Below are 16,068 nucleotides of genomic sequence, written 5' to 3' on the forward strand. Positions count from 1 at the left end.
TCTCAGTCCTTTTGCTTTAACCGACATACGTCAGTTTTTTCTCATCTTTGAAGATGGTATCGATCGTTCCTCCACCAAGACACTCATCTCCGTTGTAGAAGACAACGGCCTGTCCCGGCGTCACCGCTCGAATGGGTTCATCAAAGATCACTTTCACCTTGCCGTTTTCCAAAGGAATGACCGTCACCTTATTATCATCCTGACGGTAACGGAATTTTGCCGTGCATGCGAATTCATACGTTTTCTCTTCATTCGATGTCCAGTGAACATCCGTCGCAAAGATGGAATCGGAATAAAGGGCAGGGTGCTCAAAGCTTTGGCCGACGTAAAGGACGTTTCTTTCCAGGTCCTTCCCGATGGCAAACCAAGGCTCACCTGCTCCACCGATGCCAAGGCCATGACGCTGACCGATCGTATAGTACATCAATCCATCATGTTTTCCCATCACTTTGCCATCCAGGGTCTCCATCTTTCCAGGCTGTGCCGGAAGATAGTTACTAAGAAACTCTTTGAAGTTGCGTTCACCGATGAAACAGATCCCGGTACTGTCTTTCTTTGTCGCAGTGGCAAGGCCCGCTTCCTTCGCAATTTCCCTTACCTCTTTCTTATCGATTCCTCCAAGGGGGAACATCACTTTCTCTAGCTGCTCCTGCCCCAGCTGATTGAGGAAATACGTTTGATCTTTATTGTTATCAACACCCCGGAGCATCTTATATTCTCCGTCACGATATTCGACCTGGGCATAATGACCGGTTGCGAGATAATCCGCGCCTAATTTCAGTGCATGATCAAGGAACGCCTTGAACTTGATTTCTTTATTGCACATCACATCCGGATTCGGCGTCCTGCCGGCTTTATATTCATCCAGGAAGTACGTAAACACTTTATCCCAGTATTGTTTCTCAAAATTCACAGCGTAGTAAGGAATCCCAATCTGGTTACATACCCGAATGACATCGTTGTAATCTTCGGTTGCTGTACATACTCCGTTTTCATCGGTATCGTCCCAGTTCTTCATGAAAATCCCGATCACTTCATAGCCTTGCTGTTTCAATAATAATGCGGCTACAGAAGAGTCCACTCCCCCGGACATCCCAACGACCACTCTCGTATCCTTTGGTTCTTTTTTCACTAACGCCACCTCCTTGTTTCCGTTCGATCGGCCTATTAAAGACGACCCTCTTATGTTGTTAATCTCTTCACGATGTTTGCGACTTCATGGGCCGTCCTCTTAATCTCTTCCTCCGTATTTCCAAGACCGAAGCTGAAACGGATGGAGTTCCTTGATTGCTCAGACTGTTTCCCATACATCGCCACGAGTACATGTGATGGTTCTATCGATCCAGCCGTACAAGCGGAACCGCTTGAAACGGCGATACCTGACATATCCAAATTCATCAACATGGATTCTACATCCGTGCCGGGAAAGCTTAAGTTTAGCACATGGGGTAATCCGTGCTCAAGGGATCCGTTCTCTTCGAATTTAATCCCCTCATCACCCAATGTTTGTCTAAGTAAATTCTTGAGACCTGAGAGCGACGCACGCTTCTCTTCAAGAGAATGCTGGGCCAGTTCCACTGCCTTGCCGAGACCCACGATTGCAGGGACATTTTCTGTTCCGGCACGACGTTTCCGTTCCTGCTCGCCGCCGTGTGATCCCGGCTGCAGGTCCACATCTTTATGGGAATAAAGAAAACCAATTCCCTTGGGACCGTTGATTTTATGACCTGAAACGGAAAGCAAATCGACCCCCAACTCCCGGACATCGATGGCGGTCAATCCGAAGGCCTGTACAGCATCCGTATGAAAAATGGCCTGATGATCCATTAATAATTCACCGATTTCTTTAATCGGCTGCAGGGTCCCCACTTCATTATTCCCGAACATGATCGTCACGAGGATGGTTTCTTCACGCAGTTCCTTTTCAAGGTCATGAAGCGATATTCTTCCTGAACGATCCACAGGCAGGTACGTGACCTCGAACCCTTTTGATTCGAGAAATTCACATGCATGCAACACTGCATGATGCTCGGCCTGTGTCGTAATGATGTGGTTACCCTTTTCCTTATTAGCTTCGGCCGTTCCGATGATCGCTAAATTATCCGCCTCTGTTCCACCACTGGTGAAAATGATTTCATTGTAATCGGCATGGATGCTTTCTGCAATGATGGTCCGTGCACGATCCACAAGATGACGTGATGCACGGCCAAATGAATGAATGCTCGATGGATTACCAAAGGTCTCCTTCATCACCGCTGTCATTTCATCAATCACTTCAGGATGCATGGGCGACGTTGCAGCATGATCCAAGTACACTCTTTCCATTGATTGTTACCTCCTAGATATAGAACATGTACGCATCTGATTCACCGTCATCAGAGTGGCTGGCCAAATCTTCTATTGTTGTATTATCGAGTACTTCTTTGACTGCATCACGGATCCTGATCCACAGTTCACGCTTTGCCGGTTCCTCGTCCTCGATTCCTTCTACAGGACTGATTGGACCTTCAAGGATCCGGATAATATCCCCCGCAGTAATCTCAGATGGCTCATGGCCCAATACATAACCACCGTACGCACCCCTGATACTTCTGACAAGACCGCCGTTCCGCAGTGGAGCGACAAGCTGTTCAAGATAATGTTCAGACAGTTCATGCTGCTGTGCGATCGTTTTCAGTGAAGTAGGCCCTTCACCATGGCGTTTTGCAAGTTCTATCATAATGGTTAAACCGTAGCGGCCTTTAGTTGATATCTTCATGTCAAGCACCTCTATTATATTTGATAACGTCACATTTTGAGCTGGGACGTTTTTCTCTTATTGACTTTTGTTATTATAGCATATTCGCACTCTCACTGTGAAAGGGGCGGTTTCATTCTCTCCATGCAACCACAATATTTCCTTAATGATACCTCCTGTGATAAAGTGAATGTTACTAGAACGTCAGTTTGGAGAGATGTTTCATGTCGATAAAACCACTTGCCTTTAAGATGAGACCAAGGACCATCGAGGAAATCATCGGGCAGCAGCATTTAGTCGGGGACGGAAAAATCATCGACCGGATGGTGAAGGCGAAGCAGCTATCATCCATGATCCTGTACGGCCCTCCCGGCATTGGAAAAACATCCATCGCAAGTGCCATAGCCGGAAGTACAAAGTACCGTTTCAAAACCCTGAACGCTGTGACGAATAATAAAAAAGATATCCAAATCGTAGCAGAAGAAGCGAAAATGTCAGGTAGTGTGATCCTCCTGTTGGATGAGGTCCACCGGCTGGATAAAGGAAAGCAGGATTTCCTCCTTCCCTATTTAGAGAACGGGATGATCACATTGATCGGGGCGACAACGAGCAATCCCTATCATGCCATCAATCCGGCCATTCGAAGCAGATGCCAGATTTTCGAATTAAAGCCTCTTTCAATAGAAGAAATGAAAATCGCACTGACCCGTGCCATTGAAGATGAAGAACGCGGCTTGGGCGGATATTCACTCGATGTAACAGACGAAGCGATTGAACATTTTGCAAGCTCCAGTTTCGGTGATGTAAGAAGTTCCCTGAATGCATTGGAATTGGCAGTACTGTCCACTTCACCAGGTGAGGACGGGGTCATTCATATTGATGTCTCCATTGCAGAAGAGTGCCTTCAAAAGAAAAGCTTTTCTCACGATAAAGATGGCGACGCTCATTATGATGTCGTCAGCGCATTTCAGAAATCGATTCGCGGAAGTGATGTGAATGCGGCCCTCCACTATCTCGGAAGGCTCGTTGAAGCAGGAGATCTGCCGAGCATTGCACGGAGGCTGCTCGTGATTGCCTATGAAGATATCGGCCTTGCCAATCCCCAGGCGGGACCCCGGACACTCGCGGCTGTGGAAACAGCTGAGAAAATCGGGTTTCCAGAAGCCAGGATTCCATTAGCTAACGCAATCATCGAGCTTTGTCTATCGCCTAAATCGAATTCGGCGATCACTGCCATCGACCTTGCCCTTGCAGACATCCGGAAAGGGAAAAGCGGCGTAGTGCCCGATCACCTGAAAGATGCACACTATCAAGGGGCGAAAGAATTGGGCAGAGGTGTGGAATATAAATATCCACACAGCTACGAATCGGGTTGGGTACCGCAAACCTACCTGCCCGATAAACTGAAAAAGGCTCAATACTACACCCCGAAATCCACAGGCAAATTTGAACAGGCCATCGCACAGGTGTATGAGAAGATAAATAAGCAGATGAAAACCTAAAGCGGAGGCGGCTCGTTCAGAGGCGACAAGCATAAGGCGAACCTGCCGGAAAGGCGTTCTTTGCCTTTTTGGCAGGTTTTACTTATGACCTCGAGCCTCTAGCCGCCGGAGCTGGATGATACAAAAGCGGAGGCGGCTCGTTCAGCCCCGACAAGCATAAGATGAATTGGTCGAGAAGGTGTTCTTTGCCTTCTTGGCCAATTTAGCTTATGACCTCGAGGGGCTAGTCGCCGGAGCTGGATGATACAAAAGCGGAGGCGGCTTGTCGCCTCTTTTTTTAATCCCATATCTCCACGCCCAATCATACATTAGTAAAAAGGCCTGGAGGTGTATGGCTTGATCATCATCGAAAATGAATCCACCCCTAAGGATTTACCGAACCTGAGCGCTGTTGAAGAAAACATATTTACTACCTTAAAAGAAAGTCCAACCGACTATCGGTATCGGAATCTTCCGGAGCTCAAATATGAGCTGAAAGTAAGGGAAAGAATCATTAGCAATGCGAAAAAAATGAATGAAAGTGACGCCACTTTTTCAGCCTTCGAACACTCAAAGTTCAACCCGGCATTTTGGACCAAGACCCCCTACGGATACCAGCTGAAGGAATCCAAGCTTCCATCGGACGCCATTGATGATATCTTCACCAACAGTTCTGCATACAGCTTTGAATGTGTCACAAGCATTGTCCTGATTTACTATAAATCCATCCTTGATACGATCCAACCTTCCTATTTCAATGAACTTTACGCACATCTCCTTGTATGGGGCCACAACTATGATGATGATCTTCCGATGGTCACATATAAAGGGCTGGATTATATCCCAGGGGATGTCTATTACTTCTTTAATCCCGATTTCGAAGATCCGATCTGGATGGGCGAAAACTCGGTCTTTATAAAAGAAGACCAGTATTTCGGCCACGGGGTGGGTCTCATGACACACGACGAAATGATTGAAGCACTGAATACACTTCGCAAAAAGGATGCAACGAAGTCCGCCTATCTCCTTGAACAAGTTACACGCCTGAAATTTTCCGATTTATATCGATACACATAAAAAGTGACGAACTCTTTTGAGTCCGTCACTTTTCCCTACCTTTATTTATGCCGCTACGTCCCTCTTGTTGAATACCAGGAAGGCAAGCAGCTGGAAGATGATGAAGTAAATGATCAGCATGGTGATAGAGAAGCCCATGGTCATGCCGTCGACCAGTGGCGGTGTAAAGCCTGTGTACTGAGTCAGGTCGGTGTTAGCGAACAGACTGTACTTTGCCCAGTCGAATTTAAGGGCAAGCAGGCTTGTGGCATTGCCCCCGACAAATAGGAGGAATAAAGAAATTCCGATTGCCAGCGAGCTGCTTCTAAACACAGCTGAAATCATAAAGGCCATGGTAGCCATCATCACGATATTGACGGTTTGTAATAAGTACGTCTTGATCAAATATCCGACGATACTCTGTTCAACCACTTTCCCATCAACAAAGGCCAGGTGAGTGGACTGATCTGTCCCTCCGAACAATATAAGCCCAAGAAGGAGTGATACGACGAATAATAATAACAACATACTCATGCCGTACAAGATAACGGTAAAGTATTTAGAAAGAAGGATCTTGGTACGTGAAATAGGGCGGATGAGCAATAGCTTGATGGTCCCCCAGCTAAATTCACTTGCGACGATACCTGCTGCCACAATGATGGTAAATAATCCGACAACCAGCACGATATTGGCATTCATTTCTACGAACGTCCAAGTCGTTTCTTTTACTTTTGGTTCGATATCGTTCTCAATGCGGTATTCGTTAATTGCCACTCTTCGTTCAGTGTCTTTTTTAATGAATTTATTCAAATTAGGAGTTTCAGACAACATTTGTTTATCCGATTCCACCTGGGCGGAAAGTTCCTGTTTCCAGTTATTCATTTCTTTCGCTTTCGAATCACTATACTTGGTGAAAGCACCTGTCACTCCAATTATGAGAATCAACAGCCCAAGCATCACAAACGTTCCGACCCGCTTGAAGATTTTGATCCATTCATTTCTAATAAGACTAAGCATGTATGACCTCTCCTTTATCATTTGTAATTTCCAGGAACCTGTCTTCCAATGTTTTGGCTACAGGCATGACGCTGAATATTTGAACATCGGCTTCTACAAGCGATCGAATGACTCCTGGTACTTGTTCTTTTGTCAGGGCCACCTGCACTTGAGACCCTTGGGATTCAAACTTGATTCCGGGATCGAAACTGTTAAGAACGGCTTTGATTTTTTCCACATCGTTGATTTCGAAGTGGTAGACCTGTTCAGACCCTTCTACAAAGTCCCTTACTTGTTGCACATCGACAAGCTTACCGGACTGGATGATCCCGATCCGGTCACACATCATCTCCATTTCAGATAATAAGTGACTCGATACGATGACCGCCATGCCCTCTTCCTCGGCAAGCTTTCTGATATACGCACGGATTTCGCGGATTCCCGCCGGATCAAGGCCATTTGTCGGCTCATCGAGAATGAGAAGTTTCGGTTTATGAAGCAGGCACTGGGCAAGTCCCAGGCGCTGTCTCATTCCAAGGGAGTACGTTTTCACCTTATCATTGATACGGTCCGTTAAACCGACCAGTTCGATGACTTCTTTCATTCGTTCATCGGAAATCCCTTTTTGCATGCGCGCAAAGTGCTGTAAGTTCTGATATCCCGACATGAACTTATAAAGCTCAGGATTTTCAACGATGGCCCCCACATCCTTAATGGCGCCTTCAAAGTCTTTCTTGATGCTTTTCCCTGAGATAAGGACATCTCCTTTTGTTATATTCATCAATCCAACGATCATACGGATCGTCGTCGTTTTCCCCGCTCCATTCGGTCCAAGGAAACCGAATACTTCCCCTTCATACACGTCGAACGTTAAATTATCAATGATGGTCTTCCCTTTAATGACTTTGGAAACACTTTGTAATTGCACAACCGTCTTCATCATTTCATCTTCCCTTCTGATTTTGTTGTCTTCTTCAACCACTGCAGGACAGATAAACCTTCTGATTCTCTCAATTCCTCCACCTGACAATGGCCTTTTATTTCTCCATCCGAGATGATATAGGCTTCATCGAGGATCGCTTCAATCTCATCGATTTCATGGGTCGCTATGATCACGGTCTGCTGTCCGAAATCAATATAGGATAGGAGGCCTTTCACGATCGTATCCCTCACCATGGGATCCAGCCCTGAGAATGGTTCATCGAGTAGCAGCACTTCCGTGTTGCGGGACAATGCCAATACTAGCTTCAGCCTGCCCCGATTCCCTTTCGATAAGTGCTTGATCTTCTTCCCGCTATCAAGCTCCATGAATTCGACGAGTTCATTCGCTCTCCCTGTATCAAAATCCGGGAATTGAGAGGCGTAAAACCGGATCATTCCCGCAACCGTGAATGCTTCATAAAACATATCCAATTCCGTCAAATAGGCGACTTCACTAGCACTTTTCCTGGTGACTGTTTTTCCGTTCATGGTGACCGTCCCTGCGTTTGGGAGTACCAGGCCGGCAATCATTTTTAATGTGGTGGATTTCCCGCTTCCGTTCGGACCGAGGAGACCATATATCTTCCCCTTTTGAAAATGAAAGGATGTCTGGTTCAGCGCTAGTTCGTTCCCGTACTTCTTGGTGACACCTTCAAATTTTACAACCATCTCTATTCCTCCCCTCTTCGATCCAGATATTTTTCAACACCCTGGATCATTTGATTCTTCGTCAGACCCAGTTCTTTCATGCTCCGGATGAAGGACTCGATCACTTCCCGCTGGACCTTTTCATTCAGCTCTGTCAGAACCTCTTCCTTTTCCGTCACAAATGTTCCCTGCCCTCTCCTCGTCTCCACGATGTCCATCCTTTCTAATTCACTGTACGTACGCTGAATGGTATTCGGATTCACTCCTGATTGAACGGCCATTTCCCGGACGGAAGGCAGTTTGTCACCAAGTGCTAACTCTTTCCGCACGATTTCACGGATGATGCGATCAGCTATCTGCAGGTAGATGGGTTTGGAAGCTGTATATTCCTCTGTCATAACCTACACCTCAACCTTGCGATCCAATAATCGGCAGGCAATGATAAAGACGATGATCATGATCATTCCTTCAAACAGGAAAGGCATGACCGGGAATGGGATCATTTCAGCATCGAAGCCTGCATTCGCCTCATTGGCACCAACAGAGAAGAAGAAGCCGGAACTCACCTTTACGGTAAAGGTTTCAAAGAAGAATCTTTCCACCCTGTCAATGCTCATCAGAAAAGCCACTGCACTTTGATAAACAATGATGAATCCCGCTATGACGATCCAGCGGATATTCTTGAGTGACGGATACTTTGAAAGTGAATGGTAGAGCGTCCACAGGAAAATCGTCCATCCTGAAAAGTAGAGTCCGACAATCGTCACACCAAGATTAAAGAGAATGCCTTCTTTGATTGGCCAGTAAGAGAAGAGAGAATCCTCCTGAAAAATGACCATGGTCAGAATACCCAATATATCTACTACTAACAGTGATAGAGTGGAATAAATAAAGGCAATGATAATTTTGGATGATAGGAGCTTAAGTCCGCTATGGGGACTATGAAGCCACAACTGGGTTTTCCCTTCCACCCTCAGCATGGAGCAGACAATTCCCGGAAGAAAGGCGAAATGGAATACTCCGATCATGATGAGGAATATTTGTGTCACGCTTGGCTCATGGACATAATGACCAATCACCAACCCAATGACAAAAATGAGAAAAATAATGGCTATCCAGCCATAAAACCAAATACTGGAGGTTTTGAAGTCTTTCCAGAGAAGACCTTTAAACGCATTCATTCTTACACTCCTCCGTAACGTGTTTTAGTGTTCTAGTTAGATAGTACACTATGACAGAATAGAACGTCAACCCTTTTTTTACCTATTTACTGGAATTTTTCCCAAACTAAAAAGGACTGAATCCACCTTGGGAATTCAGTCCTTTTGAAGAATTTTTATTTGTCTTTTACTCTTTTGATTTCGATATCCTTCAACAACTGGTTCATCACATGACTCGCTGCAATCAGCCCGGCCACGGAAGGAACGAAAGCGTTGGAAGACGGAGGAAGCTGTGCTTTACGGATCTTCGCATCATCCTTCCCGACTTCCTTTCTGATATCTTCACGGATGACGATTGGGCTCTCATCAGAGAAAACCACCGTCACGCCTTTTTTGATTCCTTCTTTTTTCAGGCGGGTACGGATCACCTTGGCGATTGGATCAGTATGCGTCTTGCTGATATCAGCAATTTTGAAGCGGGTCGGATCAGTTTTATTCGCCGCTCCCATGCTCGCGATCAATGGAATATTTCGTTTCAGACATTCTTTCATTAAATGGATTTTATAGGAGATCGTATCAGAGGCGTCAATGACATAATCGAGTCCCTGAGCAAAGAATTCCTCGTATGTTTCTTCCGTGTAGAACATTTTTAAAGCGATGACTTCACAGTCCGGATTGATGTCCATAATGCGGTCCCTCATCAGATCAACCTTTGGCTGACCAACAGTAGAGAGCAATGCATGGACTTGACGATTTACGTTGGTGATGTCCACATCATCTTTATCCACTAACACTAAACGGCCTACACCGGAACGGGCTAACGCCTCAGCTGCAAAGGATCCCACTCCCCCGATTCCGAGTACGGCCACCGTACTATTTTTAAGGGTTTCAAGTCCTTCTTTGCCGATCGCTAGTTCATTTCGAGAAAACTGGTGTAGCAAAATAATCAACTCCATTATAAGTATTCAACTAGGTTTATACTGAATTAGAATAAAGGATAGGGGACCGAAAATCAACATGAAATGTTGTCCTTCTCTTTCGTTTACCCTATTAAGAGAAGATTTAGTCCCGACAAAAAAGCCAGGCTGCTGTCAGCCTGGCTTTTTATTCTGTGACATCTTCATTATTATATTAGTTTGGACGAGTCCCAATCGTGCCGCCGCCATCATTTCCTTCGTTTTGAACCCGCTCTCGGCAGGTGGGTGCTTTATTCCACTATTTGTTAGTCCCCGGCACGGGGCATGAACGCCTAGCGGAAACATCAAGCTCCCGAAGTTTGAATTGTTCGGTCAAAACTGTTAGGTAAAAACGTCGTACACATCAGGACTCGTTTGTGATTGTCTAAATAATATCATACCGCCAGGATGATTTCAACGAGTGACCCCCGGTATTTACTTACATTATTCTACATCAAGTGACAAAGACAGCTCTTTTAATTGAGCTTCACTTACTCCACCCGGTGCGTCAGTCAATACACAGCTTGCACTTGCCGTTTTCGGGAACGCAATCGTATCCCGGAGGTTTGTGCGACCTGCAAGGAGCATGACTAAACGGTCCAGTCCAAGGGCGATCCCGCCATGTGGAGGAGTTCCGTATTCGAAGGCTTCCAATAAGAATCCGAACTGCTCTTCCGCTTCTTCTTTCGAGAATCCAAGCACCTTGAACATTTTTTCCTGGATGTCACGCTCGTATATGCGGAGTGATCCGCCTCCAAGTTCGTATCCGTTCAAGACAAGGTCGTACGCTTCCGCACGGACAGCTGCAGGATCCGTTTCGAACAGTTCAAGATCTTCTTTCACCGGCATCGTGAATGGATGATGGGCTGCATAGTAACGGTTCTCGCCTTCATCAAACTCAAGGAGCGGCCAGTCTGTCACCCACAGGAAGTTGAATACTGCTTCATCAATCAGCTTCAATTCCTTCCCTAATTTCAAACGAAGGGCACCAAGTGCATCTGCCACGACTGATTTTTTATCTGCTACAAATAGTAGAAGGTCTCCTGCTTCTGCATTGGCTGAAGTCGAAATCGCCGACGCATCATCTTCACTCACAAATTTGGAGATCGGCCCTTTTAAGCCTTCTTCTTCTACCTTCAACCAGGCCAACCCTTTTGCTCCGTATCGGGAAACAAACTCAGTCAACCCATCAATGTCTTTACGAGAATACTGGGATGCCCCGCCTTTTACATTGATCAGCTTCACTTGTCCGCCATTCGCGACTGCGCCGGCAAATACTTTGAAGCCTGAATCCTTGACGATTTCGGATACATCGATCAGTTCCATGCCGAAGCGTGTGTCCGGTTTGTCAGAACCATAACGGCTCATGGCATCGTCATATGTCATTCGCGGAATAGGTAATGAAACGTTTACGCCTTTCACATCATTCATGAGCTTCTTCATCATATCTTCGACAAGTGAAATGATTTGTTCTTTATCCATGAAGCTCATTTCCATATCGATCTGCGTGAATTCAGGTTGACGGTCTGCACGAAGATCTTCATCACGGAAGCAGCGGGCGATTTGATAATAACGATCGAATCCGGAAACCATCAACAGCTGTTTAAAGATTTGTGGTGACTGTGGCAAAGCATAGAATTCACCTTTATGAACACGGCTCGGAACGAGATAATCCCGTGCCCCCTCTGGCGTACTCTTCGTTAAAATCGGCGTTTCCACGTCCAGGAACCCGTTATCGTTCAAGAAATTGCGGAATGATGTCGTTACATTATGACGCATTTTGAAGGTTTCAATCATCGCGGGACGACGAAGGTCCACATAGCGATATTTCAAGCGCACATCTTCTGACACTTCCATCTGATCGTCTATCATAAAAGGCGGTGTCTTGGCTTCATTGATGATTTGAACCTCTTCGACGTGAATCTCGACTTTTCCGGTCTTCAGGTTGGGGTTCACCGTTCCTTCTCCCCTTGCAACAACCGTACCTGTCACGCTTAAAACGTACTCATTACGTATTTTCTCCGCAAGGGCAAGAGCCTCTTCAGATAAATCCGGGTTAAATACGACCTGCACGATTCCCTCTCTGTCACGAAGGTCGATGAAAATCAGTCCTCCCAGGTCCCTTCTCTTTTGCACCCAGCCTTTGATCGTGATTTTCTCACCGATGTATGTTTCCGTTATGTCTCCACAATATGCGGTTCTTTTTGTCATCATGTTCTCCTCCTTATCAAATCAAGCGCGTCCTATTTGCCAAGCTTGCTCTTCACATTTTCCACAAAGTCATCCAGGCTCACTTCTTCCTGTTCCCCAGTGGACATATCCTTTAGATTGATTTTATTATCCTGTAATTCATTATCACCGATAACCGCCACATATTTCGCTTCATACCGGTCGGCCGCTTTAAACTGGCCTTTCACCTTGCGATCAAGATAATCTTTCTCTGAAGAAATCCCTGCCGCTCTCAATTTGTGAAGAAGCTTTACAGCATAATCTTTCGCATCTTCACCCAATGATACGATGAAGCATTCGACCCCCTGATCGATCGGAAGTTCAACCCCTTCTGCTTCCAACGCCGAAAGCAGCCTTTCAATACTGAAGGCAAATCCGATCCCAGGCGTTTCTGGCCCACCGATCATTTCAACCAGTCCGTTGTAGCGTCCACCTCCGCAAAGAGTCGTAATGGCACCGAAGCCTTCTGCATCACTCATGATTTCAAAGGCCGTGTGGTTATAATAATCCAGGCCGCGTACGAGGGTGGGGTCGACGACGAATTCCACATCCATGTCTGAAAGGTGAGTTTGAACTTTTTCAAAATACTGCTTCGATTCGTCATTTAAATAGTCAAGAATCGATGGTGCAGTTGACATCAATTCATGATCGCGGTCTTTCTTACAATCAAGGATCCGCAGTGGATTCTTCTCCAGGCGATTCTGACAATCGCCGCAGAATTCATCGATCCTCGGTTTAAAGTGATTGATCAATGCCTCTCTGTGTGCATTCCTGCTTCCGGCATCACCAAGACTATTAATGACAAGCTTCAATTGAGTCAATCCTAATTTCTTATAAATTCCCATTGCGAGGGAAATCACTTCTGCATCAATGGCAGGATCTTCACTTCCGAGAGCTTCGACGCCAAATTGGACAAATTGACGGTACCGGCCTGCCTGTGGTCTCTCGTAACGGAACATCGGGCCCGAGTAGAAGAGCTTTGTCGGCTGATTCGGGTGACCGAACATTTTATTTCCTACAAAGGAGCGGACAACAGAAGCGGTCCCTTCAGGTCTGAGCGCCAGGCTTCTGCCTCCCCTGTCTTCGAACATATACATTTCTTTCTGGACGATATCCGTCGTATCCCCCACTCCACGGGTGAACAGTTCACTCGCCTCGAAAACCGGGGTGCGGATTTCTTTATACTGATAGTTGTGACAAAGGGTCTTAGCCACTTCCTCCACATACTGCCATTTTTCCACTTCACCTGGCAGGATGTCCTGTGTACCTCTTGGAATCTGAATGGACAAGTTGATTTCCTCCTTTTATCGTGCACGTTGATCTTTATGTAAATAAAAAAAGCCCTCAATCCCTTGTATATCATACAAGGGACGAGAGCTGTTATTCCCGTGGTGCCACCCTAATTGAAGTCTATGAAAGACCTCCACTTAGCCAGTTAACGCCTGGTACGTTCATCTCCTAGTAACAAATCGTTTTCAGAGAGAAACCTCCTGAGTGTTCATTCACTAAGTCACATTGTAGAAATGCTCTCAGCCAAGGCATTTCCTCTCTTTACACGGGGGGTTAGCTACTATGCTCGATCAACGGTTTTTGTAAATGTTATTTTATTTGTATAATGATACGGTTGCCGCAGGTCCATGTCAAGAGGTTAAAGAAAATTTCGTCACGATCTTTCCATTTTCTTTTTTAACAATTTCACTTCCCTTAACGACAATCCGAATTCGGAAGCAAGCTCTACGTTCAACGCATCTTTTTCACGTTCCAAAAACTGATGGAAATTCACTCCAAATAACTGGTTATCACCATTTGCGTTCATGAATTCTTTGTCACTCGACCTCAAGTCCACTCATCCTTTCAAAACATTCCTATTCTTATCATTTCCAATTACCTATTTTTCTTTCGTTTTAGAGGGATTTTATTTTTTTTATCGTATTAAAACCATAAGGATTTCTTAAGGAAGAACCCTGCTTCTAAAAAAATTCACAGTGGTGTTCAACACTTGAGCAGGAAAATCCGATATTACTATGGGTGTTTGTATTTCCAACAGGAGGTGACGAAGATTAAGAAAGTAATCGCATCAATATTGATGGTGCTCTTGATGTTACCGGTGCAGCCTTTCATGGATCAGGCACATGCTGAAACCGGAAAGGTCACAATCAGTGTTTCGACCCTTAATGTCCGTACAGGACCGGGACTAAGCTTCGCCGTTCTGACAAAGGTACACAGAGGGGAAGAGTACAAAATAGTAGAGACACAAAAGGATTGGTATAAAGTCGAAACAAGCAGTGGGGACGGCTGGGTGGCCGATTGGCTCGTCACAGTGGAAGAGTCTGTTTCCAGTGATTCACCCCTGCATGAGGGCCAGGTGAACACAGACGGTCTACGAGTCAGAAAAGGACCAAGCACTTCAGACGTGGTCGTGACGGTATTACAAAATGGAGATACGGTGACGGTTACAGAAGAAGATGGGGACTGGCTGCAGATTGAATCAGGAAGCACCACGGGCTGGGTTCACCGTGAATACATAACCGGCTCAAAATCCTCCCAAGGCAAACAAAGTTTGCACAAGCAGGGAATCATCACTGATGATGCTTTGAACGTCCGATCATCCCCCTCTCTGCAAAGTTCCGTCCTTGGGGTCCTGAATAAAGGAGACGAGGTGGAGGTGACCGGGAGTGTTTCCGGTTGGTACGAGATCATGTTCGGCGATGAGATCGCCTGGGTCAGTGATTCTTACGTAGAGTTCTCTACCGGTTCTCTTCAAAGGGAAACAAACCGATCAGAGGAAGAATCATCCTCCACGGGAGAGATGATCGGGATCATTTCAGTACATGGTCTCAATGTCCGTGATGAAACCTCACTGAACGGCCGAATTGTCGGTAAAGTATCAAAGGGCGAAAAATACACCTTGTTGAAAGAGAAAAATAACTGGTATCAAATCAAGCTTTCCAATGGGGAAAAAGGGTGGATCGCCGGGTGGTATGTTCAAAAAACGGTGACAGCCGCCGCCCATGAAAAGAACAGCCCGAATGAAAACGTCACGATTCTATACAACGGCACAAATATTCGCAGTGAAGCAAACACCCAGGCGAGTGTCGTCAAACGAGCCGCAAGTGGTGAGACCTATCAAGTAATGAGTAAGGACGGGGACTGGTATGAGGTGGAATTAGCCGATGGCAGTGCTGGTTTCGTAGCCGGCTGGGTCGTCTCGGTCCGTTCTGCAGCAGGTGAAAACACAACGCCCTCCCGCAAAAAAACCGGTGGTCTCGAAGACAAGGTGATCGTAATCGATCCCGGACATGGCGGAAGGGACAGTGGTACTACGGGAGCAAGTGGTACACTTGAGAAGCTCCTTACCATGAAAACCGGAGAACTCCTTGCGGAAAAATTGAAAAGCGCTGGGGCAAAGGTCAAATTAACAAGAAAAACTGATGAATATTTATCGTTACCGTCAAGGGTATCATTATCTCATTATAATCAGGCAGACGCCTTTATCAGCATTCACTTTGACAGCATTATGGATTCTTCCATAACAGGTCATACGACTTACTACTATCAAAACCAGCAAAAAGAGCTGGCAGAGGAGATCCACGGCAGCCTCTCGGATCGATTACCCACATCAGACCGTGGTGTCCGTATCGGGGATTATCATGTGATCCGTGAAAACAACCGGCTAGCCGTCCTTTTGGAATTAGGATTCCTCAGCAATCCGTCAGAAGAAGCCAATGTAAATACTCAGTATTTTCAAGATTTGGCTGCGACGGCCATCTATCATGGTTTAAGTGACTATTTCTCAGAGTGATGTCCATTCAAATAAAGAAGGC

The 16,068-nt window shown here is 45.8% G+C and carries 15 protein-coding genes, 1 other RNA gene and 1 other annotated feature; of the genes, 3 read left to right on the forward strand and 13 right to left on the reverse strand.

Translation table 11 applies throughout. The features are described 5' to 3' along the window. Nucleotides 1-16 precede the first annotated feature (16 nt). The 3 genes from mnmA to cymR are packed head-to-tail and all read right to left on the reverse strand — an operon-like array spanning nucleotide 17 to nucleotide 2,758. Nucleotides 17-1,132 (reverse strand): tRNA 2-thiouridine(34) synthase MnmA, encoded by a 1,116-nt coding sequence (mnmA, locus tag AM506_RS03175; protein ID WP_060670762.1) that lies wholly within the window; start codon nucleotides 1,130-1,132, stop codon nucleotides 17-19. A gap of 50 nt (nucleotides 1,133-1,182) precedes the next feature. Continuing rightward, the gene (locus tag AM506_RS03180) at nucleotides 1,183-2,325 is read right to left on the reverse strand and encodes a cysteine desulfurase family protein (RefSeq protein WP_060670764.1); all 1,143 of its coding nucleotides are present in this window, start codon (nucleotides 2,323-2,325) and stop codon (nucleotides 1,183-1,185) included. A 13-nt stretch (nucleotides 2,326-2,338) separates the two neighbouring features. Then, on the reverse strand, nucleotides 2,339-2,758 hold the full coding sequence (cymR, locus tag AM506_RS03185; protein WP_044339554.1) for a cysteine metabolism transcriptional regulator CymR: 420 nt from the start codon (nucleotides 2,756-2,758) through the stop codon (nucleotides 2,339-2,341). Nucleotides 2,759-2,961: 203 nt separating this feature from the next. Here cymR and AM506_RS03190 point away from each other — a divergent pair, with 203 nt between their 5' ends. After that, nucleotides 2,962-4,239, forward strand: coding sequence for a replication-associated recombination protein A (locus AM506_RS03190; protein ID WP_060670766.1), 1,278 nt, complete (start codon nucleotides 2,962-2,964; stop codon nucleotides 4,237-4,239). Nucleotides 4,240-4,575: 336 nt separating this feature from the next. Continuing rightward, a complete protein-coding gene (locus AM506_RS03195; RefSeq protein WP_060670768.1) occupies nucleotides 4,576-5,295 on the forward strand; it encodes a hypothetical protein in 720 nt (239 codons plus the stop codon). Between the two features lie 45 nt (nucleotides 5,296-5,340). On the opposite strand, the gene AM506_RS03200 is transcribed toward AM506_RS03195, so the two are convergent. The 10 genes from AM506_RS03200 to AM506_RS03245 form a co-directional block, all read right to left on the reverse strand. Next, a complete protein-coding gene (locus AM506_RS03200; RefSeq protein WP_060670770.1) occupies nucleotides 5,341-6,291 on the reverse strand; it encodes an ABC transporter permease in 951 nt (316 codons plus the stop codon). Further along, complete coding sequence (locus AM506_RS03205; protein ID WP_060671320.1) at nucleotides 6,284-7,210, reverse strand: ABC transporter ATP-binding protein; 927 nt, start codon at nucleotides 7,208-7,210, stop codon at nucleotides 6,284-6,286. The genes AM506_RS03200 and AM506_RS03205 overlap by 8 nt, the downstream gene beginning before the upstream one ends. After that, the gene (locus AM506_RS03210) at nucleotides 7,210-7,920 is read right to left on the reverse strand and encodes an ABC transporter ATP-binding protein (RefSeq protein ID WP_060670772.1); all 711 of its coding nucleotides are present in this window, start codon (nucleotides 7,918-7,920) and stop codon (nucleotides 7,210-7,212) included. The genes AM506_RS03205 and AM506_RS03210 overlap by 1 nt, the downstream gene beginning before the upstream one ends. Before the next feature lie 2 nt (nucleotides 7,921-7,922). Further along, entirely contained in the window at nucleotides 7,923-8,297 is a 375-nt protein-coding gene (locus tag AM506_RS03215; protein ID WP_060670774.1) for a GntR family transcriptional regulator, read from the reverse strand. A gap of 3 nt (nucleotides 8,298-8,300) precedes the next feature. After that, nucleotides 8,301-9,080 carry a hypothetical protein gene (locus AM506_RS03220; RefSeq protein ID WP_060670776.1) on the reverse strand — a complete coding sequence of 260 codons (780 nt, stop codon included), beginning with the start codon at nucleotides 9,078-9,080 and terminating at the stop codon, nucleotides 8,301-8,303. A 155-nt stretch (nucleotides 9,081-9,235) separates the two neighbouring features. Continuing rightward, nucleotides 9,236-10,000 (reverse strand): tRNA threonylcarbamoyladenosine dehydratase, encoded by a 765-nt coding sequence (locus AM506_RS03225; protein ID WP_060670779.1) that lies wholly within the window; start codon nucleotides 9,998-10,000, stop codon nucleotides 9,236-9,238. A gap of 199 nt (nucleotides 10,001-10,199) precedes the next feature. Next, nucleotides 10,200-10,389: non-coding RNA, 6S RNA (ssrS, locus tag AM506_RS03230), on the reverse strand. 70 nt (nucleotides 10,390-10,459) lie between these two features. Further along, nucleotides 10,460-12,226, reverse strand: coding sequence for an aspartate--tRNA ligase (gene aspS, locus AM506_RS03235; protein WP_060670781.1), 1,767 nt, complete (start codon nucleotides 12,224-12,226; stop codon nucleotides 10,460-10,462). Nucleotides 12,227-12,258: 32 nt separating this feature from the next. After that, the gene (gene hisS, locus AM506_RS03240; RefSeq protein ID WP_060670783.1) at nucleotides 12,259-13,533 is read right to left on the reverse strand and encodes a histidine--tRNA ligase; all 1,275 of its coding nucleotides are present in this window, start codon (nucleotides 13,531-13,533) and stop codon (nucleotides 12,259-12,261) included. Nucleotides 13,534-13,607: 74 nt separating this feature from the next. Next, nucleotides 13,608-13,837, reverse strand: a binding site (T-box leader). A 70-nt stretch (nucleotides 13,838-13,907) separates the two neighbouring features. After that, nucleotides 13,908-14,084, reverse strand: coding sequence for a hypothetical protein (locus AM506_RS03245; RefSeq protein WP_060670785.1), 177 nt, complete (start codon nucleotides 14,082-14,084; stop codon nucleotides 13,908-13,910). Between the two features lie 159 nt (nucleotides 14,085-14,243). On the opposite strand from AM506_RS03245, the gene AM506_RS03250 reads away from it, so the two are divergent. Then, nucleotides 14,244-16,046, forward strand: a complete 1,803-nt coding sequence (locus AM506_RS03250) for an SH3 domain-containing protein (protein ID WP_152968519.1) — start codon at nucleotides 14,244-14,246, stop codon at nucleotides 16,044-16,046. Nucleotides 16,047-16,068: the final 22 nt, after the last annotated feature.

It is taken from the genome of Rossellomorea vietnamensis (assembly GCF_001305855.1).
Lineage (GTDB): Bacteria > Bacillota > Bacilli > Bacillales > Bacillaceae_B > Rossellomorea > Rossellomorea vietnamensis_A.

Coding starts and splice junctions, on each gene's coding strand:
- AM506_RS03220 (WP_060670776.1), bottom strand. CDS start 9,080: ATGAATGCGTTTAAAGGTCTTCTCTGGAAAGACTTCAAAACCTCCAGT.
- AM506_RS03215 (WP_060670774.1), bottom strand. CDS start 8,297: ATGACAGAGGAATATACAGCTTCCAAACCCATCTACCTGCAGATAGCT.
- AM506_RS03200 (WP_060670770.1), bottom strand. CDS start 6,291: ATGCTTAGTCTTATTAGAAATGAATGGATCAAAATCTTCAAGCGGGTC.
- AM506_RS03210 (WP_060670772.1), bottom strand. CDS start 7,920: ATGGTTGTAAAATTTGAAGGTGTCACCAAGAAGTACGGGAACGAACTA.
- AM506_RS03205 (WP_060671320.1), bottom strand. CDS start 7,210: ATGAAGACGGTTGTGCAATTACAAAGTGTTTCCAAAGTCATTAAAGGG.
- aspS (WP_060670781.1), bottom strand. CDS start 12,226: ATGACAAAAAGAACCGCATATTGTGGAGACATAACGGAAACATACATC.
- cymR (WP_044339554.1), bottom strand. CDS start 2,758: ATGAAGATATCAACTAAAGGCCGCTACGGTTTAACCATTATGATAGAA.
- AM506_RS03190 (WP_060670766.1), top strand. CDS start 2,962: ATGTCGATAAAACCACTTGCCTTTAAGATGAGACCAAGGACCATCGAG.
- AM506_RS03180 (WP_060670764.1), bottom strand. CDS start 2,325: ATGGAAAGAGTGTACTTGGATCATGCTGCAACGTCGCCCATGCATCCT.